At 48.7% G+C, this 19,713-nt stretch carries 23 protein-coding genes; 17 read left to right on the top strand and 6 right to left on the bottom strand.

Annotation, left to right across the window (positions count from 1 at the left end; translation table 11 throughout):
* Nucleotides 1-61 precede the first annotated feature (61 nt).
* Both KB186_RS13500 and ytfJ read left to right on the top strand, forming a co-directional pair.
* Complete coding sequence (locus tag KB186_RS13500; protein ID WP_173612253.1) at nucleotides 62-721, top strand: DUF2953 domain-containing protein; 660 nt, start codon at nucleotides 62-64, stop codon at nucleotides 719-721.
* A gap of 108 nt (nucleotides 722-829) precedes the next feature.
* Nucleotides 830-1,312 (top strand): GerW family sporulation protein, encoded by a 483-nt coding sequence (gene ytfJ / locus KB186_RS13495; RefSeq protein ID WP_173612254.1) that lies wholly within the window; start codon nucleotides 830-832, stop codon nucleotides 1,310-1,312.
* Between the two features lie 68 nt (nucleotides 1,313-1,380).
* Here ytfJ and KB186_RS13490 read toward each other — a convergent pair whose 3' ends face one another.
* Entirely contained in the window at nucleotides 1,381-2,067 is a 687-nt protein-coding gene (locus tag KB186_RS13490; RefSeq protein WP_173612255.1) for a hypothetical protein, read from the bottom strand.
* A 73-nt stretch (nucleotides 2,068-2,140) separates the two neighbouring features.
* Nucleotides 2,141-5,587 (bottom strand): pyruvate carboxylase, encoded by a 3,447-nt coding sequence (locus KB186_RS13485; protein WP_232773784.1) that lies wholly within the window; start codon nucleotides 5,585-5,587, stop codon nucleotides 2,141-2,143.
* Nucleotides 5,588-5,699: 112 nt separating this feature from the next.
* On the opposite strand from KB186_RS13485, the gene KB186_RS13480 reads away from it, so the two are divergent.
* From KB186_RS13480 to KB186_RS13425, 12 genes are all read left to right on the top strand, one after another.
* Nucleotides 5,700-6,143 carry a gamma-glutamylcyclotransferase family protein gene (locus KB186_RS13480; RefSeq protein WP_232773783.1) on the top strand — a complete coding sequence of 148 codons (444 nt, stop codon included), beginning with the start codon at nucleotides 5,700-5,702 and terminating at the stop codon, nucleotides 6,141-6,143.
* Nucleotides 6,144-6,191: 48 nt separating this feature from the next.
* Nucleotides 6,192-6,725, top strand: coding sequence for a hypothetical protein (locus KB186_RS13475; RefSeq protein WP_173612257.1), 534 nt, complete (start codon nucleotides 6,192-6,194; stop codon nucleotides 6,723-6,725).
* Between the two features lie 89 nt (nucleotides 6,726-6,814).
* Nucleotides 6,815-7,336, top strand: a complete 522-nt coding sequence (gene tpx, locus KB186_RS13470; RefSeq protein WP_015892342.1) for a thiol peroxidase — start codon at nucleotides 6,815-6,817, stop codon at nucleotides 7,334-7,336.
* Nucleotides 7,337-7,513: 177 nt separating this feature from the next.
* Nucleotides 7,514-8,143, top strand: a complete 630-nt coding sequence (locus tag KB186_RS13465; protein WP_173612258.1) for a TetR/AcrR family transcriptional regulator — start codon at nucleotides 7,514-7,516, stop codon at nucleotides 8,141-8,143.
* A 7-nt stretch (nucleotides 8,144-8,150) separates the two neighbouring features.
* On the top strand, nucleotides 8,151-8,855 hold the full coding sequence (locus tag KB186_RS13460; protein WP_232773782.1) for an MBL fold metallo-hydrolase: 705 nt from the start codon (nucleotides 8,151-8,153) through the stop codon (nucleotides 8,853-8,855).
* Nucleotides 8,856-8,929: 74 nt separating this feature from the next.
* Complete coding sequence (locus tag KB186_RS13455) at nucleotides 8,930-9,409, top strand: hypothetical protein (RefSeq protein WP_232773781.1); 480 nt, start codon at nucleotides 8,930-8,932, stop codon at nucleotides 9,407-9,409.
* Between the two features lie 83 nt (nucleotides 9,410-9,492).
* Nucleotides 9,493-10,413, top strand: a complete 921-nt coding sequence (locus KB186_RS13450; RefSeq protein ID WP_173612261.1) for an RluA family pseudouridine synthase — start codon at nucleotides 9,493-9,495, stop codon at nucleotides 10,411-10,413.
* A gap of 391 nt (nucleotides 10,414-10,804) precedes the next feature.
* The gene (locus KB186_RS13445) at nucleotides 10,805-11,722 is read left to right on the top strand and encodes a fumarylacetoacetate hydrolase family protein (RefSeq protein WP_173612262.1); all 918 of its coding nucleotides are present in this window, start codon (nucleotides 10,805-10,807) and stop codon (nucleotides 11,720-11,722) included.
* A gap of 25 nt (nucleotides 11,723-11,747) precedes the next feature.
* Nucleotides 11,748-12,908, top strand: coding sequence for a homogentisate 1,2-dioxygenase (locus KB186_RS13440; protein ID WP_173612263.1), 1,161 nt, complete (start codon nucleotides 11,748-11,750; stop codon nucleotides 12,906-12,908).
* 19 nt (nucleotides 12,909-12,927) lie between these two features.
* Nucleotides 12,928-13,548 carry a flavin reductase family protein gene (locus tag KB186_RS13435; protein WP_173612264.1) on the top strand — a complete coding sequence of 207 codons (621 nt, stop codon included), beginning with the start codon at nucleotides 12,928-12,930 and terminating at the stop codon, nucleotides 13,546-13,548.
* Nucleotides 13,549-13,663: 115 nt separating this feature from the next.
* Nucleotides 13,664-14,014 carry a PspC domain-containing protein gene (locus KB186_RS13430; protein WP_173612265.1) on the top strand — a complete coding sequence of 117 codons (351 nt, stop codon included), beginning with the start codon at nucleotides 13,664-13,666 and terminating at the stop codon, nucleotides 14,012-14,014.
* A 149-nt stretch (nucleotides 14,015-14,163) separates the two neighbouring features.
* Nucleotides 14,164-14,343, top strand: a complete 180-nt coding sequence (locus KB186_RS13425; RefSeq protein WP_047068559.1) for a hypothetical protein — start codon at nucleotides 14,164-14,166, stop codon at nucleotides 14,341-14,343.
* A 65-nt stretch (nucleotides 14,344-14,408) separates the two neighbouring features.
* On the opposite strand, the gene KB186_RS13420 is transcribed toward KB186_RS13425, so the two are convergent.
* The 3 genes from KB186_RS13420 to map all read right to left on the bottom strand — a co-directional run bounded on the left by KB186_RS13420 (nucleotide 14,409) and on the right by map (nucleotide 16,971).
* Nucleotides 14,409-15,005, bottom strand: coding sequence for a TetR/AcrR family transcriptional regulator (locus KB186_RS13420; protein ID WP_232773780.1), 597 nt, complete (start codon nucleotides 15,003-15,005; stop codon nucleotides 14,409-14,411).
* Between the two features lie 14 nt (nucleotides 15,006-15,019).
* Nucleotides 15,020-16,045 carry an LLM class flavin-dependent oxidoreductase gene (locus KB186_RS13415; protein WP_173612267.1) on the bottom strand — a complete coding sequence of 342 codons (1,026 nt, stop codon included), beginning with the start codon at nucleotides 16,043-16,045 and terminating at the stop codon, nucleotides 15,020-15,022.
* A gap of 179 nt (nucleotides 16,046-16,224) precedes the next feature.
* On the bottom strand, nucleotides 16,225-16,971 hold the full coding sequence (gene map, locus KB186_RS13410) for a type I methionyl aminopeptidase (RefSeq protein WP_173612268.1): 747 nt from the start codon (nucleotides 16,969-16,971) through the stop codon (nucleotides 16,225-16,227).
* 132 nt (nucleotides 16,972-17,103) lie between these two features.
* Here map and nadE point away from each other — a divergent pair, with 132 nt between their 5' ends.
* From nadE to KB186_RS13395, 3 genes are all read left to right on the top strand, one after another.
* The gene (nadE, locus tag KB186_RS13405) at nucleotides 17,104-17,856 is read left to right on the top strand and encodes an NAD(+) synthase (RefSeq protein WP_173612269.1); all 753 of its coding nucleotides are present in this window, start codon (nucleotides 17,104-17,106) and stop codon (nucleotides 17,854-17,856) included.
* A 2-nt stretch (nucleotides 17,857-17,858) separates the two neighbouring features.
* The gene (locus tag KB186_RS13400; RefSeq protein ID WP_173612270.1) at nucleotides 17,859-18,683 is read left to right on the top strand and encodes an MBL fold metallo-hydrolase; all 825 of its coding nucleotides are present in this window, start codon (nucleotides 17,859-17,861) and stop codon (nucleotides 18,681-18,683) included.
* 64 nt (nucleotides 18,684-18,747) lie between these two features.
* The gene (locus KB186_RS13395) at nucleotides 18,748-18,969 is read left to right on the top strand and encodes a hypothetical protein (protein WP_232773779.1); all 222 of its coding nucleotides are present in this window, start codon (nucleotides 18,748-18,750) and stop codon (nucleotides 18,967-18,969) included.
* A 63-nt stretch (nucleotides 18,970-19,032) separates the two neighbouring features.
* On the opposite strand, the gene KB186_RS13390 is transcribed toward KB186_RS13395, so the two are convergent.
* The gene (locus tag KB186_RS13390; protein ID WP_173612271.1) at nucleotides 19,033-19,518 is read right to left on the bottom strand and encodes a DUF2062 domain-containing protein; all 486 of its coding nucleotides are present in this window, start codon (nucleotides 19,516-19,518) and stop codon (nucleotides 19,033-19,035) included.
* Nucleotides 19,519-19,713: the final 195 nt, after the last annotated feature.

Below are 19,713 nucleotides of genomic sequence, written 5' to 3'. Positions count from 1 at the left end.
ATACTGAACATATTTCCTGCTCTTTCCACTCATACTAACGTGGAAGGGGTGGGATTTTTTGATGGTATGGGTGTTGTTAGGATTGCTTGGTTTCATTGTCCTATTAGTGATCACGCCAATACAATTGACGTGTTTGTACAGTCGCGAGGGCGATAATGATCAATTGGATATTACGATAGCAGCTTGGGGAATCATTCGCAGGAAATACGAAATACCCATTCTCCTTGTGAAAATGACAGAAGCTGGTCCTGAGCTTGTCGCGAAGGTAGAAACCATCCAACAGGGAAGCAAGCTTCGGGAGAGGGTCAAAGATTTTACACGGAGGCAAGTGAAAATATGGTATCGGAATTATCGGGATGTGCTGGAAAGAGTACGTGATTTGCTGCCTTTGATAAAAGATTTGTTCAGACAAATTCGTTGTACGAAGTTAGAATGGCATACATTGCTGGGAACAGGTCAGGCTGCTGAAACAGGGGCGCTGACAGGAATAGTCTGGGGAGTGAAAAGCCTGGTTGTAGGGATCCTCTCCCACTCCATCTCTTTACAGACGATGCCTGCCATCAGTGTACAACCTGTTTGGAACCAAGCACTTCTACATACGAAGGTTCATGCGGTGTTGCATTTTTATTTGGGTCATTTCGTTTTCTCTTCGCTAAAAGTATTTCTGCGGATTCGAAAAAGCAAGCAACGAAAATGGCAGACTTCGCCTACGCGCGCCTAAATACAAATGTGGCAGCAAACATATTTATTCCTTTGTGCAAGGTACATGCTCCGGATTTGTTGGGGGAATGATAAAACATGACACAGACAGGAAGGAGGAGCGACAAAAATGGCAGACCACCCGATTCAAGGCCTGATGAGAACAGCGATGGAAAACCTCAAGCAAATGGTGGACGTGAATACAATCATTGGTGATCCCGTTGAGACACCTGACGGTAGTGTCATTCTTCCAATCTCCAAGGTAGGATTTGGTTTCGCGGCCGGGGGTAGTGAGTTCCAATACGATCACCATCATAATGGGCATCAAAACCATCAACAATTTGAACCTGCTAGTCACCCGTTTGGCGGGGGTAGTGGGGGCGGTGTCTCCATCACACCTGTAGCCTTTTTGGTCGTTGGCAAACAAGGAATTCGTTCGATTCCGCTTGAAAATACGACCCATCTCTACGACCGGATTTTGGATTCTGTTCCGCAAATCGTGGATAAAGTTCAGGGGATGTTTACCAAATCAGATGAACCCACTGTTTATTCCAATACGATTATTGCCGGAGCAGAAGAACAAGATTTGGAAGACCTTATGGATCGAAAGTAAGAAAAGCACAAAACAGGTATGCTCCATAAAAGGGGCATACCTGTTTTTTCGGTAGTAGGCGTATGGCATTACCAGACTTCGTTTACATACAAACCTGTCTTCGCAACATGCTGATAATGAAGGCTTGAGCTGGAGGAGGCGATATAAGGATGGAGGGCCATTGCTTCCTCGTAGTAACGTGAAAAGGAGCCAAAGGGTTTGCTTTGCAATCCCAATATACCTGCTCTGAATGCTTGAGCTACACGCTCCATTGAATTTGTATAGTCCACATAGCGGGTCCGTACAGCTTCCAACCATTTCTCATCGTCCATTTCCAGTTGTCCATCTGGTAACAGCTTGATTCCAAAGGATTGGAGTTTTTCCTCTGCGTTTTTTGCCACTTGAGCGAATGCGTCCAGCTTTTGCGTCGCCAAGGTATCTGCTTTTTCTGCAAGAAATAGCTGCAGGCGATTGTATTTACTTACTAACGAGTGTGTGCGTTCCTGTAATAGCTCAATGTCAGTTTCAGCCTCGCTGTCTTTCCCCGCGGCAATAAATTCTCGTGCACTCTTCTCCAAATCTGAGGAAAACCGGTACAGACGAGATAAGGAATCGGAAAGCTCCGTTGTCCATTGCTGCTGACGAGTGTAGAACGGCTGCAAATTAAAACTGAGAATCGGATTGACTGGCGTGCTTAATTTTGCCTGAAGCATATGGGAATGATAGCGGCCTACCCGCTGCGTAAATGGAACATGGCTGACTCGATTCGTTTTCATGTCGGTCACCTCCTCAAAAGCTAATGGAATGAATCCCCAGGAACAATTTACTATCTCTTATTATAGACGATGCCTACTCCATTTCAATGAGCAGATCGCCAGTTTGAATGGCTTCACCTGCTTTCACATAGACGGCTTTAATTTTTCCGTCGAGTGGAGCCTGAATCGTCGTCTCCATTTTCATCGCTTCACTCACCAAAAGATGTTCGCCTTTACGAACCTTGTCACCTTCTGCTACAAGCACCTTGAGCACTTTTCCTGGCATGGAGGCACCGAGGTGGGCAGGGTTTTGCGCTTCTGCTTTTCGGCGGATCAGTTCAGAGACTTTTGCCGATTGATCTCGGATGAAGATTTCACGTGGCTGTCCATTCAGTTCAAAATAGATGATGCGTCGGCCATCTGGATGAAGCTCTCCGACTGCGACCAGTTTGATAATCAACGTTTTACCGCGCTCGATCGTAATGGCGGTTTCCTCACCCGGACGCAATCCGTAGAAGAATGTTCCCGTATTCAATACCGACAGGTCACCGTATTCCTTCAGGCGTTGTTCAAATTGCAAATAGACTTGCGGATACATGATATAAGACAGGACGTCTAAATGACTGGGCTCACGTCCGATTTTGCCTTCCAGCTCAGCAGCAACTTGCGTAAAGTCAATGGGTGCGAGCAATTCACCAGGACGAGCAGTAAAGGCATCGCGACCTTTTAGCACGAGTTCCTGCAACTTCTTAGGGAATCCGCCAGGCGGTTGGCCAAGATACCCTTGGAAAAATTGAATGACGGAATCCGGAAAATCGAGGCGTGTTCCTTTCTCCCAAATGTTTTCTTCATTCAAGTTGTTTTGGACCATGAACAGTGCCATATCACCGACGACCTTGGAAGAAGGGGTCACTTTTACAATGTCGCCGCACATTTGATTGACGACGGCATACATGTGCTTCACTTCGTCCCAACGACCTTCCAGTCCAACCGCTTTGGCTTGCTGCTCCAGATTGGTGTATTGTCCGCCTGGCATTTCGTGTACGTAGACCTCCGTGTTGCTCGCTTTCATGCCGCTTTCAAAGCCTTGGTAGTACGGACGTACATCCTCCCAGTAATCAGACAGCTTGTTGAACGATTCAAGAGATAAACCAGTCTCACGCTCCGTGTGGGCAAGGCTTGCGATCAATCCGTTCAAGCTTGGTTGGGAAGTGAGTCCAGACATGGAACTGACGCAAGCATCGACGATATCCACGCCTGCTTCGATGGCTTTCAGAAGCATGGCGCCAGCATTCCCTGATGTATCGTGCGTGTGCAGATGGATCGGAATGCTGATTTCTTGTTTTAAAGCAGAGACAAGCGAATAAGCAGCATACGGCTTCAAAAGACCTGCCATATCCTTGATTGCGAGAATATGGGCACCTGCTTTTTCCAATTCCTTTGCCAGATCGACATAGTAGGCCAAGGTGTACTTGGTCTTGGTCGGGTCCAGAATATCTCCAGTGTAGCAAATCGCTGCCTCGGCCACTCTGCCGGATTCACGAACGGCTTCAATGGCTGTTTGCATCCCGGGAAGCCAGTTCAGGCTGTCAAAGATCCGGAAGACATCAATGCCATTTTCAGCAGAGGCTTTGACGAAAGCGTGAATCACATTATCCGGGTAGTTGGTGTAGCCTACGCCATTTGCTCCGCGCAAGAGCATTTGGAACAGGACGTTTGGTATGCGCTGGCGAAGGATTTGCAGCCGTTCCCAGGGAGATTCCTGCAAAAAGCGCATCGTTGTGTCAAAAGTGGCGCCGCCCCACATCTCCAACGAGAAGAGGCCAGAACCGAGCTTGCCTGTCGCCTCTGCAATGGAAGCGAGATCGTAGGTACGCACACGCGTAGCAAACAAAGACTGGTGGGCATCGCGGAAAGTCGTGTCTGTGACGAGCACGTGTTTCTGCGCCTGAATCCACCGTACCAGACCGTCGGCACCTTCTTTATCCAGAATTTGCTTCGTACCGTCCGGATATGGCTGGGTAAATGGTGTCCGCGGGATGCGGGGCGAGTCGAAGTGCGGCTTTTTCTCCGATTTCTGGAGACCGGGATATCCGTTGACAATCGTGTCTCCGATATAAGATAGTAATTTGGTACCCCGGTCTTGACGGCCAGGGAAGACGAACAGCTCTGGTTTGGTATCAATAAACGACGTATCGTAGTTGCCACTCAAAAAATCAGGATGTGTCACGACATTTTCCAAAAACGGCAGGTTCGTTTTCACGCCACGAATACGGAACTCTCGCAATGTGCGGAGCATTTTGCGAGCGGCTTGATCAAAGCTCGCGCCATACGTGGAGATTTTGACCAGTAGCGAATCATAAAACGGTGTAATGATCGCGCCTGGATAACCATTGCCTCCATCGAGCCTTACTCCGAAACCGCCACCGGAACGCCAAGCGGACAAGCGACCAGCATCTGGCAGGAAGTTGTTTTCTGCGTCTTCTGTCGTGACACGGCATTGGATGGCAAAACCACTCATTTGGATATTGTTCTGCCCACTGATGCCAATCTCTTCATCGGAGAGGGCATGACCCTCGGCTACACGAATCTGCGACTGAACGATGTCGATTCCAGTGATGAGCTCCGTGATGGTATGCTCTACTTGAATGCGTGGATTGACTTCTATGAAATAAAAACGCTTGTCCGGCGTTAACAAAAACTCGACAGTACCAGCGTTCGAATAGCCGGCTTTTTTCATGAGTGTGAGAGCAGCCTGGCAAATATCTTCACGCAGCTTGTCATCCAAAGATAGGCTCGGTGCTACTTCGACCACTTTTTGATGGCGCCGTTGAACAGAGCAATCGCGCTCATACAGATGGACGATGTTTCCGTGGTTGTCACCGAGAATTTGGACCTCGATGTGTTTGGGCTGTTCCAAGTATCGCTCCAAATACACCTTGGCATTGCCGAAGGAAGAGCGGGCCTCGGAACGGGCACGATCTAACGAATCTTGCAATTCCTCCTGACTGCGAACGATGCGCATGCCACGGCCCCCGCCGCCAGATACGCCTTTAATAATGATGGGGTAGCCGTATTCTTTGGCAAAGAGAAGCGCCTCTTGGAGTGTTTCGATTGGCTCAGGAGTGCCTGGAATCACTGGGATTCCCGCTTCAATCGCCAGACGACGTGCTTCTACCTTGTCCCCGAATTTGTCGATCAGCTCAGGGGATGGTCCAATGAAAATAATGCCTTCCTCTTGGCAGCGCTTTGCAAAATCAGCATTTTCAGCAAGAAATCCGTAGCCTGGGTGAATGGCATCAATATCGTTGCGCTTGGCAATTTCGATGATACTCTCGATATCGAGGTAAGCCTCGATAGGCCCTTTTCCCGCTCCGACCAAGTAAGACTCGTCAGCCTTGAAGCGATGGATAGAAACGTTGTCCTGCTCGGAGTATACGGCTACCGTACGTATGCCGAGCTCCGTTGCTGCGCGAAAGATTCGAATGGCGATCTCACCGCGGTTTGCTACCAGTAGGCGATTGATTTTTCTCTTTTTCATTATTCTCTCCCCCTAACGTCTCGGAAAAAAAGACGTATTAAAATTATATATAGAACAAATATACAAAATTTTCTCGACGCAAGACACACTTTTTTCGATCACAGGAGGATGGATGAGCGTGAACAATCAGAACGACAAGCTGCCTGTATTTGTGTACGGCACACTTTTGGCGGGCTTTGGAAATCATAGGAATTACGTGAAACCGTATCAACATGAGGCAACATCTGCGACGATTCAAGGTGAGATCTATCATTTACCGGCAGGCTATCCGGGATTGCTGAAAGGAGAGCAGGAGGTTGTGGGGGAGATCGTTACGTTTGCCCCTGACGTGTACGAGCAAGCGCTAGCTGGACTGGACGAGCTGGAGACGTACTATGGCGAGGGTGATCCGCGCAATGAATATGAACGGATCATCATTCCAGCGACCATGGAAGGAACAGGTCAGGTCGTGAATGTCTTTGTTTATCGTTATTTGGATCAAGACATGGTCAAGCAAACAGGGGTGCACATTGCGGATGGAAATTGGCGACGCTACATGCAGGAGCTGCCTGAATAGCCAGTGCTAGTTTTGCCAAAACTGGTAGGGAAAAGGAGGGACCCTGCCATGGAATTACTCCATTGTGAACCCGCACAAATCTGGCGTTACCTAATTCCGCAAAATCACTGGATGTTTGCCGACGAAGTTCCAGAAGATGAACTGATCTTTCATTATCGCGACCATATTTATTTTGTAAACAATGACGGCTCAGTTTTGTCCATGCCACAGCCCGCTTGCTTCGATACGCTCGATATGGGGACCTTGCTGGAGTATTTGGCAACATCGGACGACACCATTGATTTTGACGATGAAGGACAATTCGATTACGGTCATGTCCTAAAGCGTATGGGGTATATCGTGCCAGTCAGGGACAAGCGGGAAAAAGCCACATATCAAATTGAGATTATCAACACGGCATTGCCGAAAGCTTATGGAACGCGGTACGAAATGAAGCAGGTGACCTTTGCATTTGCCCTCTATCACGCGCTGATGCGCTGTCATGAACTGAATGCGAAAACGGATTGGGAGTATGAGCATGAAGTGAAGCGAATCGCTGAGGTCCAAGCCAAGCGAAGCGGGAAAGTGCAAGTGAATCTGTAATTTCTACTATTGGCATAGTGAAAAAAAGTGAATGATAGGGTATGATAATTGATGTACATACTGAAAGATTTGGTGAGGAGGAAGAAATCATGACAACTGCTGTTGAGCGTCAAGGCGCGTTTGTATTCAAAGGTGGTCCTGTAACACTGCTCGGTCCTGAAATCAAAGTAGGAGATACTGCTCCTAACTTTACTGTAGTAGGTGGCGATCTGTCCCCTGTAACTTTGGAAGATTCCAAAGGCACTGTTCGCATCATCTCCGTAATCCCTTCTATTGACACTGGCGTGTGCGATGCACAAACTCGCCGTTTCAACGAAGAGGCTGCGAAATTGGAAGGCGTTACTGTGCTGACTGTTTCCGTTGACCTGCCATTCGCGCAAAACCGCTGGTGCGGTGCTGCTGGCATCGACAAAGTGAAAACAGTATCTGACCACAAAGACCTGAGCTTCGGTACAGCTTACGGCGTAGCGATCAAAGAATTCCGTCTCTTGTCTCGCGCTGTATTCGTAATCGACGCAAACGACAAGGTTGTACACGCTGAGTATGTGGCTGCCGCTGGTGAGCATCCAAACTACGAAGCTGCGATTGCTGCTGCACAAGCTGCGAAATAAGCAATTTTCATAAGTAAGCTCCCTTTTTGTCCAAGGACGAGAAGGGAGTTTTTTTTATTTGCAGCAAGTGGGAAAATTAGTCTTGACGGATTTTATAACCAGTGGTTATATTATAACCAACGGTTACTAACCATCGGTTATAAAATTTTAAAAGAGGTAAGGAGCTGAATATCTCGCATGGCAAGCAAACAGGAAATACGCTCGGAAGAAACGAAACGGGCCATTTTGACGGCGGCAGCAGACCTTTTCGCTACCCGAGGCTTTGATACGGTATCTATCAGGGAAATCGCCAAAGCAGCCGGCTGTTCCCATACAACCCTCTATATTTATTTCAAGGACAAAGAAGCACTGCTTCATCATCTGTCTAAAGAACCTTTGCAGAGCTTGGCTCTACAAATGGAAGAAACACTGTCCAAACAAAGAAGAACACCAGAAGAGATTCTGCGGGAAATCAGCAGTCAGTTCATCCACTTTTGCTTGCGCAATCGAACCATGTATACCTTATTCTTCATGATCAAAGCCTCTCGGATTGATGTAGAGGAACCGGAAAAAGAATTGCAAACGCTGCGCAATCAATTGTTTGGTTTGTTGAGGGAGGCTGTAAGACGTTGCTTGCCAAGCGAGATAGAGGAAGAAAAAGCGCTTGCCCATGCACGGATATACTTCTACATGTTGCATGGCATCGTCGGTACGTATACACATTCCGAGGAACCATTGGACAGCTTGATGGAAAGGCTAGCCCCTACATTCGCTTTATCCATAGATGTTTTTCTTGCAGGCAGTCAAAAAATAATGAACAGGGAGTGACGAAAGAATGATCAGAGTGGAGCAAATCTCAGCGAACATTTGGTGTATCAAAGCGTGGTTGTTGATTCCTTTGCGGGTCTGGATTGTCAGGGAGGAGGATGGTGTTACACTTATCGATGCAGGAATGCCATTTATGGCGAAACGGATTATGGCTTTTATCAAGCAGTTGAATGCAGGACCACTCAAGCGAATTTTGCTGACGCATGGTCATTCGGATCATGTTGGGGCGGTAAAAAAAATCACGGAGGCAGAATCTGTACCAGTCTATGCGCATCGAATCGAGATTCCGTATATGGAAGGGAAAGAGCTATATCCTCGTCGTAAAAAGCTGGAAGCAAACGTACAGCCTGGCTTGGCGCAGCCTTTGCCAGAGGATGCCGAAGGAAATATAGCTGCCGTTGGCGGGCTGCAACCTTATCTGACACCCGGTCATTCTCCGGGGCATGTGGTTTATTTTCACGAAAAGGATGGAGTGCTTTTGGCGGGAGATTTGTTTACTTCCAAACACGGCAGATTGCATCGTCCCATGCCGATGTTTACGGCGGATATGGCGCAAGCACTCAAAAGCAGTCTGATCGTCCGCCAATTGCGACCACGGCATTTGGAAGTATGCCATGGCAAGCCAATCCAAAATCCGGCAGAACAGCTCGATGATTACTTGAAAGAGGTCTCTACTTCTTTTTCGATTCCAACAAGTGTTTGGCAATCATAAGGAAATGATCGACCGGAGCCAAGTCGGATGAAACGAATCCCTTTTTTGTCGCGTCATAGGTTTGAGGTGATTGGATGAAAAAGGTAGAATGGCTTGGTCAACTATTTCTGATAGCGACACTGTTATTGACGGGGTGTGGGAATGGATCGTCCGCGCAAGGGACTGCGCAGCTTGCGGAACCACCACAGCCAGTCATTGAATGGCGCGGAAAAACAGCTGCGACGGTGCCGGCATCTTCCTGCTGGAGCTATAATAGCGAGGCGATCTGCAAGGATACGGCGGCACCACCGGAACTCGTCGCAGAGCAAAAGCCTGCACCCCTGCAAGTAAAGCCCGGGGCGACGCTGACTATCACTTTTGCCCAGCAGCCAACTGCAAATACGCTCAAGGTAACCCAATGGGACGGCGTGAAAGAAGTTGAGCAAGCAGTGGAAAACGGCAATCAGTGGAAGGCACCCGAACAGCCGGGCTGGTATTTGTTCGATGTTCGCGGTCAGTGGACCCAAGGCGATGCAGGTCATGCATTTGTTATCGAAGTGAAAGACAACATATGATAGACATCCAAACGGTCGTGGCCAAACAGCCTGATCGTTTTTTGCTATACTGAGGAGAAGGGAAGACTTAAAGGAGAGACAACATGCTGGAAGAATTAATTAGCTTCACGGTTGATGAGGCAGATGCAGGGCAAACCGTGCGAGAAGTATTGCAAAAGCGGTATGGTGTATCGCGGCGCTTGCTCATTCGTGCCAAGTTTAAAGGCTCTATTACACGGAATGGCGTCCTCGTATTTGTAAACGAAAAATTGCAAGCCGGCGATAAAATAGCAGTCATGGTTGAAGAAGAGGCGGAAGAGACCGTCGCGCCAGAGGATATGCCGCTCTCCATCCGTTACGAGGACGAGGATTTGATGGTCATTGCAAAGCCAGCGGGATTGGTTGTTCATCCGACAGGAAATCATCCTAGCGGAACCTTGGCAAACGGGATGATCGCTTATTGGAAAAGTCGTGGCGAAAACAGAAAGTTCCGAGCGGTGAACCGTTTGGATAAAGATACATCAGGCTTGATGATCGTAGCCAAGAATCAATGGGCACATGAACAATTCAGTCGTATGCAGCAGATCCGGACGTTGCAGCGGACTTATCGAGCAATTGTTCAAGGAATCGTGGAGTCAGACGAAGGTACGATTGATGCGCCGATTGGCCTTGCGGAAAATTCGTTTATCACCAGACAGGTAAGACCGGATGGGCAGACGGCTGTTACCCATTATCGTGTGCTTGCCCGAGGGGAAGGTATGAGTTTTGTCGAGGTAAAGCTGGAGACGGGGCGCACGCATCAGATTCGCGTACATATGAGCAGTAAAGGGCACCCACTCGCCGGAGATGATCTGTACGGAGGAGAACGGGAGCATATCGGCAGACAAGCTTTGCATGCATGGGGGCTATCTTTTGTCCATCCGCGCAGCGGTCTTGCGATGAGCTGGGAGGAGCCGCTGCCAAGTGATATGGAACAGCTAGTTCAACAATTTTTTCCCGATGATCCATGCAAGGAAATGACTTAGGCGAAAAATTTCGTCATTTCCCTCTGGAAAGCTGTAAGCGTTTTCGATATGATAGAAGAAATTCAATTCAAATATGTGGAAACATAACAGAGAATAGCTGGCTGTCTGCGGGGGAAAATCCCGCAAAGATTTTTTTCAGTAGCAGACGAGACCCAGCTTGCGCCTGATGCCTGTTTCGGATCGTTTTGACAAAGAGGGCTTCCCTTTTTATTTGTCATGCGCCGGAATTGCCTTGGGGGTGAGCTGGGTTTTCTTATCATATCGGAAAGCATACACCTCTTCGGGTTTCTTTCCGATAGTACGGAAAACATTCCGCTAATACGCGGTCGCTCATCCTTGAGCAAGCCTCGATATAGGTTTTCTTATTTGCCCAAGAGAAGGAGAGGGTTTCATGAAGCTGGTTTCCTATCGAGAAAGGGAAAGGGATGCTTGGCGAGCGGGGCTCGTGCGCGAAGGAAAAGTCAAAGATATTGCGCATGCGTGTCCGGGGGCGCCGAGTACAGTGCTAGGTTTGCTCGAGGAGTGGGCAAACTGGCTACCCGTTATTCAAACCGCGTACGAGGCAGAGGAAGGCTGGGATTTGGAGCAAGTCGAGCTAGGCTCGCCACTTCCGCGTCCCGCCAGCTTTCGTGACTTTTACGCCTTCGAGGCTCATGTGAAGACAGCGCGAGCCAAACGCGGACTTCCGATGGTGCCCGAATGGTACCATTTCCCCGTCTTTTATTTTTCGAATGCAGCAGCTTTTACGGGGACGCAAGCGAATATTCGCAGACCCAAAGCAACCGAGTGGCTGGACTATGAGCTGGAAATTGCCTGCGTGATTGGAAAAGCTGGAGTAAACATTCCAGTAGAACGAGCGGAAGAGCACATCGCTGGATATTGTATTTTAAACGACTGGAGCGCCCGGGATATACAACGGGAGGAGGTCAAGGTTGGCTTGGGGCCAGCCAAGGGCAAAGATTTCGCAACGTCCATGGGTCCCTGGCTGGTTACACCGGAGGAGCTTGCGGATGTACGCATCACAGGCGAGAAGGGCAGCCGCTACAATCTGGAAATGGTGGCACGCATTAATGGCAGAGAGTATTCAAAAGGAAACTTCAAGGACATTCACTATACATTCGCAGAAATGATTGCCCGTGCTTCGGAGGATTGCTTCTTGTATCCCGGAGATGTTATCGGATCGGGAACAGTAGGGACTGGCTGCATTTTGGAGCTGGGAACAGAGCAGTATGCTTGGCTTGCGCCAGGTGATGTAGTGGAGCTAGAGGTGGAACGCCTCGGTGTGCTTCGCAATACGATTTGTGAATAAGGATGAAAAAAGGAGGAAGGAACGTATGGCTTTTTATCAACGAATGGGGGAAGTTCCAAAAAAGCGGCATACGACGTTTTACAAGCCGGATGGGGGACTGTACCGCGAGCAAGTGATGGGAACAAAAGGGTTTTCCGGGATTCAATCCATTCTGTATCACCACAATCCGCCTACCCAAGTGAGGGAGACGCGCAAATACGCAGACGTCCGCTTGGAATATGTGGAGCAGGTTGATTTGAAGCATCAGCATTTTAAAACGTTTGATGTTCAGCCGGGCGGAGACCCGATTTTCGGACGTCGCTACATGCTGGGGAATAACGACGTCGTCATGGCTGTGTGCGCACCAACAGAACCGATGGATTACTTTTATCGCAATGCAGATGGGGATGAAGTTGTTTTTGTCCATCAAGGTGAGGGAGAGCTGCAAACGATTTTCGGTACGCTCACTTACAAGCCTGGCGACTACCTTGTCATTCCGATTGGCACGACCTACCGGATAGTACCGTCTGTGCAGAGTCGTTTTCTTGTCATTGAGTCCCAGAATGAGATCGTGCCACCAAAGCGTTATCGCAACGAGCATGGTCAATTATTGGAACATTCGCCGTTTTGTGAACGTGATATTCGTGTACCGGAAAAATTGGTGACGCATGTGGAAAGCGGAGACTTCGAGGTGCGAGTCAAACGCCAGTCCGTGGTCTACAGCTACTTCTTTGACTTCCATCCGTTCGATGTGGTGGGGTGGGACGGTTATTTGTATCCGTATGCACTGAGTGTTCATGATTTTGAACCGATTACTGGACGCATTCATCAACCGCCACCTGTCCATCAAACCTTTGCCGGTCAAAACTTTGTCATCTGCTCATTCGTTCCGCGGATGTACGACTATCATCCGCAAGCGATCCCTGCGCCTTACTATCACAGTAATGTAGAAAGTGACGAGGTGTTATACTACGTAGATGGCAATTTTATGAGCAGAAAAGGGATTTATGAGGGGTCTATCACCCTGCATCCAATGGGGATTCCACATGGGCCGCATCCAGGCAAGGTAGAGGCGAGCATTGGGAAAAAAGAAACGCAGGAGCTGGCTGTCATGCTGGACACATTCCACCCGCTACACGTCACAAAGCAAGCGTTGGAAATTGAGGATGACGCATACATGGCAAGCTGGTTGCCACCGAAGGAATAGAAAGAGGTGCAAAAACGCAATGGAAATCGCCATTCATGAGATTGAGCGGCAGGAAAAATACAAGCTTTTGATCGGGTGTATCGTCCCGCGGCCGATCGCTTGGGTTACCTCGTTAGCGGAGGGAGGAATCGTCAATGCCGCTCCTTTCAGTTATTTTAATGTTGCCAGCATTGAACCGATGATGGTCTCGGTTGCGGTCATGCGCAAGCCGGGAAGTGTCCCAAAAGATACGGCACGAAACATCATGCAAACGGGAGAATTCGTGGTCAATATGGTGGACGTACACAATGTGGATGCAGTCAATCAGACTTCTGCTGATTATCCACCGCAGATCAGTGAGGTAGAGGCATTGGGGCTGGAAGTCGCACCATCCGTTCGCGTCAAGGTGCCAAGGCTGCGTGCATCCCGCATCCATTTTGAGTGCAAGCTGCATCAGATTGTGGAATTAGGGAGTCCAACGACTTCGGATTTGATTATCGGGGAAGTGGTGCATGTACATGTAGTGGATGAGTTGTATCATGCAGGACGGATTGATGCTACAGCATTTGCACCCGTCAGCCGATTAGCGGGTCATACGTATGCGACGCTGGGCGAACAGTTTGATCGTCCACGTCCCGTTTATGAGCCACCTGTCAAATGATTGATCTCCGTCCAGCGACGGAGGACAAATCCCTCTACGGACCATTTTACCGAAATCGCCTATCGGGTATCCTGTAGATACAAGGCAAGCGGATACTGTAGAGAGGGTGGAAGCAATGATGGAAAGACGACTATATCGTTCGCATCATGATAAACGGTTATTTGGAGTTTGTGGTGGGGTTGCGCAGTTTTTGCGCATTGACTCTACGCTGGTACGTATAGGAGTTGTCGTTCTTACTGTTTTTACAGGAGTACCGATTCTGCTTTACTTGCTGATGGCAATGATCATGCCAAAAGAACAGCAGTGGTCATACGCTTCTGACAGCTTCCCAATGTATGATGCGCCATATAGTGGACATGCACGTATGAATGATTTGGATCAAGAGATTGACCGTCTGGAAAAGCGTGCCTTGGTACAGGAAGTGTATCGCCTGCGCGAAGAATTGGGCAAATACAAAGGGCTTTAAAGCAAATAAGAGACTTCCTGGGCATTACGCTCAAGGGAAGTCTCTTTTCACGTTTACCTATTTTGATCCTACCAAAAAAATGGTCGGCAACTTCCGGAAATCGCTGCATAACATATAAGGTGGAAAACCTACATAGGGAGGGAAAAGCAGTGTATCTCGGCGTGTTCGATTTGAATCAGCGTTTGGAGCAAACCCGCAAAATCCTGCGGGAAAAGCAACATCTGAAAAAACTGATTGAAGAAGACATCCATGACTTGGAACAAGACGTCAAAGAATTAGAAGCAATGACGGCGAAACAAGAAAAGTATGCGACCAGTGCTCAGCGCTAAGCATCTTTCATGAGCGACAAAAAGAGGAAGTGGCAACTGCCGGAAGAAGGCAGGGAGCCACTTTTTTAATGGGGAAGCGCTTGGTCCAAAACTTTTTCTACGATGCCAGGAACCATGCGGATCGCTGCACTATCGGTTCCGTACGTCTGGCTATCCGCGTAAGTACCTTCCATCAACAAGATCAGCGTATAGGCCAACTCGCATGGATTCGCAGCGCCAAGGGCAGTCGTGCGTTCCAAAAAAGCGTCGCGGATTTGTTTCTGATGGGAGCAAACCAGCTCGCGAACTGGATGAACCGGATCAGGAAACTCGACAGCTATATTAATAAAGCAACAGCCGCGAAATTGCTCGTTGGACGCGCGCGCAGCCAGATCAGCAAAAAACTGAATAAGTTGCTCTCGTGGCCGATTGGGATGTTTGGCGATGCTCTCTTCCCACTCTTGCCAAAAAACGTCTTGCTTGCGCTTCATGTAGGCGAGAATCAGGTCTGTTTTCGAGGAAAACTGCCGATAGACGCTCATTTTATTCATTCCGGCACGCTCAACGATGGCGTCTACACTGACGGCATGGATCCCTTCTTGATAAAACAATTCTTCAGCAGCGTTCAAGATGATCTCTTGTGCTTTTTCACGAGGCACGCGAGGCCGTTTTGCTTCCGTCATATACCATCCCCCATTCAGGACTTCCAGACGTCGGCGACAATTTCAAAAGAGCGCACACGGTCGGCATGATGGTACATTTGCGTTGTAATCATGAGCTCATCTGCTCCTGTGGCATCGAGCAACTCTTGCAGTTTGCTTTTCACGGTAACAGGGCTACCAATGATGGAGGAACGCAGTTGAGCTTGGACAGACAGTTTTTCGAATTCGCTCCACAGTTCATCCATATTGTCCACAGGTGGTTGGATTGGCTTGAGATCACCGCGGACGAGATTTAAGAATGCCTGGTAATGGGAAGTGGCGAGTCGATTCGCGAGCTCATCCGTATCGGCTGCCATCACGTTGACCCCAACCATGGCATATGGCTGATCCAGTACTTCCGATGGACGGAAACAATGGCGATACGTCTGCAAGGCGGGCAAGGTGAAGTTCGGTGAAAAATGCCCAGCAAAAGCAAACGGCAATCCGAGCATGCCCGCGAGTCGCGCTGAGAAATCGCTGGAACCGAGCAGCCAGATCGGGATGTTCAGACCTTCGCCAGGGATAGCGCGGATGGCTGATGCCGACTCGTCTGTTCGTGGACGAAGATATTCACGCAGCTCCTCCAATAACTCTGGAAAATCCTCTCCGCCAACCCGCAAATCGCGGCGTAGCGCACGTGCTGTTCGCTGGTCCGCCCCGGGTGCCCGTCCTAGACCTAAGTCGATCCGGCCTGGATAGAGGGACTCCAATGTCCCGAATTGCTCGGCGATCACGAGTGGAGCATGGTTGGGCAGCATAATGCCGCCTGAACCTACACGGATTTTGCTGGTGCCGCCGGCAATGTAACCAATGAGAACGGAGGTGGCAGAGCTGGCTACGCTGGGCATTGCGTGGTGTTCGGCGAGCCAATAACGTGTAAAGCCCCATTTTTCCACTTGTTGCGCCAGATTGAGACTGTTTTTATACGATTCAGCAGCGTTGCTACCCTCCGTAATAGGTGCCAAATCGAGAACAGACAATGGGATATCTCGCAGTTGCTTAGATGAGATTGTATCGGACATGGGATGGAACCCTCCTTGTGCTTAGCGGTTGCTGGTCGGATAAGTTTGTTACTGAGTAGTAACAAAGCGTACTTGAATCATACGGAGCGGCAGAAGGGATGTCAACGTTTGGATGTGCGACAGAGCACATTGGGAGAAAAAGAAAAAGCCCTGACAATGCAAGGGCTCTTCGTACATCCTTATTGTTTTGTTAAGATAAGAGGTCCATTCGCGGTAATAGCGAGGGTGTGCTCGTATTGAGCGGACAGCTTCCCATCGCGAGTACGTGCTGTCCAACCATCTTCATCGACCGTTGCATGATACGTCCCGATGTTCAGCATGGGTTCAATGGTAATGACCATGCCTTCTTTGAGGCGTTGACCTCTCCCGGGAGGGCCAAAGTGAGGAACGAACGGCTCCTCATGCATTTCCTGACCGATACCATGTCCGGTAAAATCGCGCACGACGGAGTAGCCTTGTGCTTGCGCATACGTTTGGATGGCGTGTGAAATATCGCCGATCCGATTGCCTACGACAGCTTGCTCAATACCGAGATACAGCGATTTTTCAGTGACTTCCAGCAGTCTTTTCGCTTCCGGAGACACGGTTCCCACTTCATAAGACCAAGCGGAGTCAGCCAGCCAACCGTTTTTGCGAACAACCATGTCGATGGTAACGATATCGCCATCACGCAGAGGCTCTTTTTTCGGGAAGCCATGGCAGATGACATCATTTACTGAACCGCATGTGGCATAAGGATATCCATGAAACCCTTTTTGCTCAGGGGTCGCGCCATTTTCAGCCAAAAATTCTTCAACGAATTGATCAATCTCCCAGGTAGAAATGCCTGGACGAATCATCTTGGCAATCTCACGATGACAAGCAGCCAAAATCTGACCTGCTGCATGCATGAGTTCAATTTCTTCAGGTGTCTTGAGGATAATCATCGACTCTCTCCTTCTCCTCGTTAGTCAAGAACTCTCTATAGTATATAGTGTAGTCCTGTTCTGCGCCAATTGCCACACCGAAAACGGCATGGTAGGATGAGGAAGAAATAATCAACCTTGGGGGTAGGTAGCGTGGACAAGTTTCAAGAACATCTGGCGAACTACCAGATTCATGTAAAAGAAGACGTGGAAAAACGTATTGCCTTTATTCGTGAGCAAATTGACGGAAATGGCCTTGGCGGTGCAGTCGTTGGTATCTCTGGTGGGATTGACAGTGCCGTTACAGCAGCGCTGTGTGTGCGTGCATTAGGTTCAGAACGCGTCATTGGCATTTGGTTGCCTGCTTACTCGCAAACCGTTCATGAAACAGATTCCAAGCGACTTGCTGAAGCGATTGGATTGAATTTGCACACGGTAGATGTAGGGCCTGCCTACGATGCTTTGGTACCTGCGATCGAGGGTGTACTTGGGCTTGATGACAAAACAAAGGGAAATACAAAGGCTCGCTTGCGCATGACAGTGCTGTACGCCATCGCTAACCAAAAAGGATACTTGGTAGCGGATACGTGCAACCGCAGCGAGATTCATGTTGGTTATATGACAAAAGGCGGAGACGGTCTTGCCGACTTTAATCCAGTAGCTAGCTTGACGAAGCATGAGATGCGAATTCTTGCTGCTGAGCTCGGGGTGCCTGGAGAAATCATCACGAAGCCGCCTTCTGCCGATTTGTGGGAAGGACAGACGGATGAACAGGAGATGGGTTTCACTTATGAGGATCTGGATCGTTTGCTGATTACAGGGGAAACTCGACCGGAAGCCAAAGAACGCATCGATTACCTGCATCGAATCTCTGAGCATAAGCGCAATATCATGCCAGGCATATAGATATGGCAAAATCCTACAAGCTGTTTACAAGTTGTCTATGGCAAACGACCAGTGCAGTCGTAGCAACCGAGCAACGTCTCTACTTGTTTGATCCGGCCTATTTTCCTCATGAGATAGAGGCGATTGCTGACTATGTGCAAAGTGAGAGGAATGGAAGAGAGCTCGTACTTGTCCTCACTCACGGAGATTGGGATCATGTTGTCGGAGTAGGCAAGTTTTCGGATGCCACAGTCATTGCGCAAAAGGAAATCCTGACCGATGGACGGATCGAGAGTAAGCTAAACAAAGCGAAAAAGTTTGACGGGTCGTATTACGTGGTCAGATCGTATGAAGTAGGAATGCCGACATTCACGAAATTAGTGGACGATGCACAAGAGTGGCAGGAAGTCTTTTTCTTGCCTGTACCAGGACATACAGCCGATCAGATGGCGACCTTGTTCCGGGAGCAGAAGCTGCTTGTTGTCGGTGACATGCTATCCAATTTGGAGTTTCCGTTTATCGATGACAGCGGTGCCTATTTAGAAAGTCTGGAAAAGATCGAACGGTTGGTTCTCCAAGGAGAAGTGGAAGAAGTCATTCCTGGGCACGGAGTACCTGCCAAAGGACGCGAGGAAATCCTGCATCGGATTGAACGGGATCGCCAGTATTTGTTGGATGCACGTGCAGTTGTTTTCGAGGGTATCGCCAATAACGTAGAGGAAGATGTACTCAAAGAACAGTTTTCCCAACTGACGTATGATGGTGTATCGATCGATGAACATCTCCGTTCTTCCCATGAGCAAAACTGGGATCAACTATGCAAGGAAGCTCTTTCGCAGAAAGGTTGATTATTCCACGGTTTTATAAGATAATAGGGGTTACGCAAATCTTTCTAGGAAAGAGGTGGAACAGATGTCTACGACTGAATTGATGCTGAGAACAAGTCTGGAAGGACGTGTGAAGCGTACGTTGCAAACGTACTTCCGTCGCCCTAACGACGTGTTGATCAAGGAAAGCCTCGGAGCGAACGGTTTGTCCCCAGAGCAAGTGGAAGTAACCGTGGAGCTCTTGAAAGAAGACAAAACTGTTGCCGAAATCATGAAGCACCTGCACGATAAAGGCTACTTTGCATAACATTGCGAGCAAAAAAGACCGGACTGACATCGATTGTCGGACCGGTCTTTTTCGTTCGAGCAATTAGGGATTAGGACTTTCCTCAGGTAATGAGCGCCGTAGTTTCTTGCGGCGATACCATTGAAGGCCAGTTAAAACGAGAAAGTAGCTCGCGAACGCGACAAAAAGCCCCATGATGGCACTCCCGGTGAAAAAGACAAGTCCTTTTTCCCTCACCCAGACAAGCCATTGCATCCCAGACTCGTGATGGTTCGAATGCCCTTGTAACGGTTTGCCGATCAACACGTATCCAATATTGTAATTGAAAAGAATGAAAAGCGGTAAGATGAGCTTTCCGATGACAAACGCAACCAAACCAGCAGGCAAACTGGCACGAAACAGCTTGCATAGCGGGAAAAGCAACAGAAACGCGATGCCAAAAGTAGGCAGAGTAATGAACTCAATGAAGATTCCGAGCGAAAATCCGCGGGCGACAAAAGCTGGAGCCCCTTTCATTCTCAGCACCTTGTAGTATTCGAATTTTAGCTTTCGATATGCTTTTTTCCACATCCGTGCTATCCCTCGTTTGTCCCAAGTCATTTGTCCGCAAAATTCCCTAAGGGTATGGCGAATGGTGAAGCTGGATTCGTTTTTTTGGTTGTTGTTGTAGAGTATCTCCCAATTGGCAAAAATTAATAGTTGCCATAGGAGCTCTGATTTGTGAATGCGCCTTTCTTTTGGCATAATGGAAGAGGGCAGCTTGCT

This window comes from Brevibacillus sp. AF8 (assembly GCF_021270385.1).
In the GTDB taxonomy this organism is placed as follows: Bacteria; Bacillota; Bacilli; order Brevibacillales; family Brevibacillaceae; genus Brevibacillus.
Note: the sequence above shows the minus strand (reverse complement) of the source record. Positions and strands in the feature narration are given on the sequence as shown.

What these genes read in the sequence shown, in the direction of transcription:
- KB186_RS13480 (WP_232773783.1), top strand. Translation starts at nt 5,700, where the DNA reads ATGAGCGTGAACAATCAGAACGACAAGCTGCCTGTATTTGTGTACGGC.
- KB186_RS13475 (WP_173612257.1), top strand. Translation starts at nt 6,192, where the DNA reads ATGGAATTACTCCATTGTGAACCCGCACAAATCTGGCGTTACCTAATT.
- KB186_RS13395 (WP_232773779.1), top strand. Translation starts at nt 18,748, where the DNA reads ATGTCTACGACTGAATTGATGCTGAGAACAAGTCTGGAAGGACGTGTG.
- KB186_RS13415 (WP_173612267.1), bottom strand. Translation starts at nt 16,045, where the DNA reads ATGTCCGATACAATCTCATCTAAGCAACTGCGAGATATCCCATTGTCT.
- KB186_RS13440 (WP_173612263.1), top strand. Translation starts at nt 11,748, where the DNA reads ATGGCTTTTTATCAACGAATGGGGGAAGTTCCAAAAAAGCGGCATACG.
- KB186_RS13435 (WP_173612264.1), top strand. Translation starts at nt 12,928, where the DNA reads ATGGAAATCGCCATTCATGAGATTGAGCGGCAGGAAAAATACAAGCTT.
- KB186_RS13390 (WP_173612271.1), bottom strand. Translation starts at nt 19,518, where the DNA reads ATGTGGAAAAAAGCATATCGAAAGCTAAAATTCGAATACTACAAGGTG.
- KB186_RS13460 (WP_232773782.1), top strand. Translation starts at nt 8,151, where the DNA reads ATGATCAGAGTGGAGCAAATCTCAGCGAACATTTGGTGTATCAAAGCG.
- ytfJ (WP_173612254.1), top strand. Translation starts at nt 830, where the DNA reads ATGGCAGACCACCCGATTCAAGGCCTGATGAGAACAGCGATGGAAAAC.
- KB186_RS13490 (WP_173612255.1), bottom strand. Translation starts at nt 2,067, where the DNA reads ATGAAAACGAATCGAGTCAGCCATGTTCCATTTACGCAGCGGGTAGGC.
- KB186_RS13465 (WP_173612258.1), top strand. Translation starts at nt 7,514, where the DNA reads ATGGCAAGCAAACAGGAAATACGCTCGGAAGAAACGAAACGGGCCATT.
- KB186_RS13400 (WP_173612270.1), top strand. Translation starts at nt 17,859, where the DNA reads ATGGCAAAATCCTACAAGCTGTTTACAAGTTGTCTATGGCAAACGACC.
- KB186_RS13450 (WP_173612261.1), top strand. Translation starts at nt 9,493, where the DNA reads ATGCTGGAAGAATTAATTAGCTTCACGGTTGATGAGGCAGATGCAGGG.
- KB186_RS13485 (WP_232773784.1), bottom strand. Translation starts at nt 5,587, where the DNA reads ATGAAAAAGAGAAAAATCAATCGCCTACTGGTAGCAAACCGCGGTGAG.
- KB186_RS13500 (WP_173612253.1), top strand. Translation starts at nt 62, where the DNA reads ATGGTATGGGTGTTGTTAGGATTGCTTGGTTTCATTGTCCTATTAGTG.
- tpx (WP_015892342.1), top strand. Translation starts at nt 6,815, where the DNA reads ATGACAACTGCTGTTGAGCGTCAAGGCGCGTTTGTATTCAAAGGTGGT.
- KB186_RS13445 (WP_173612262.1), top strand. Translation starts at nt 10,805, where the DNA reads ATGAAGCTGGTTTCCTATCGAGAAAGGGAAAGGGATGCTTGGCGAGCG.
- KB186_RS13455 (WP_232773781.1), top strand. Translation starts at nt 8,930, where the DNA reads ATGAAAAAGGTAGAATGGCTTGGTCAACTATTTCTGATAGCGACACTG.
- map (WP_173612268.1), bottom strand. Translation starts at nt 16,971, where the DNA reads ATGATTATCCTCAAGACACCTGAAGAAATTGAACTCATGCATGCAGCA.
- KB186_RS13420 (WP_232773780.1), bottom strand. Translation starts at nt 15,005, where the DNA reads ATGACGGAAGCAAAACGGCCTCGCGTGCCTCGTGAAAAAGCACAAGAG.
- KB186_RS13430 (WP_173612265.1), top strand. Translation starts at nt 13,664, where the DNA reads ATGATGGAAAGACGACTATATCGTTCGCATCATGATAAACGGTTATTT.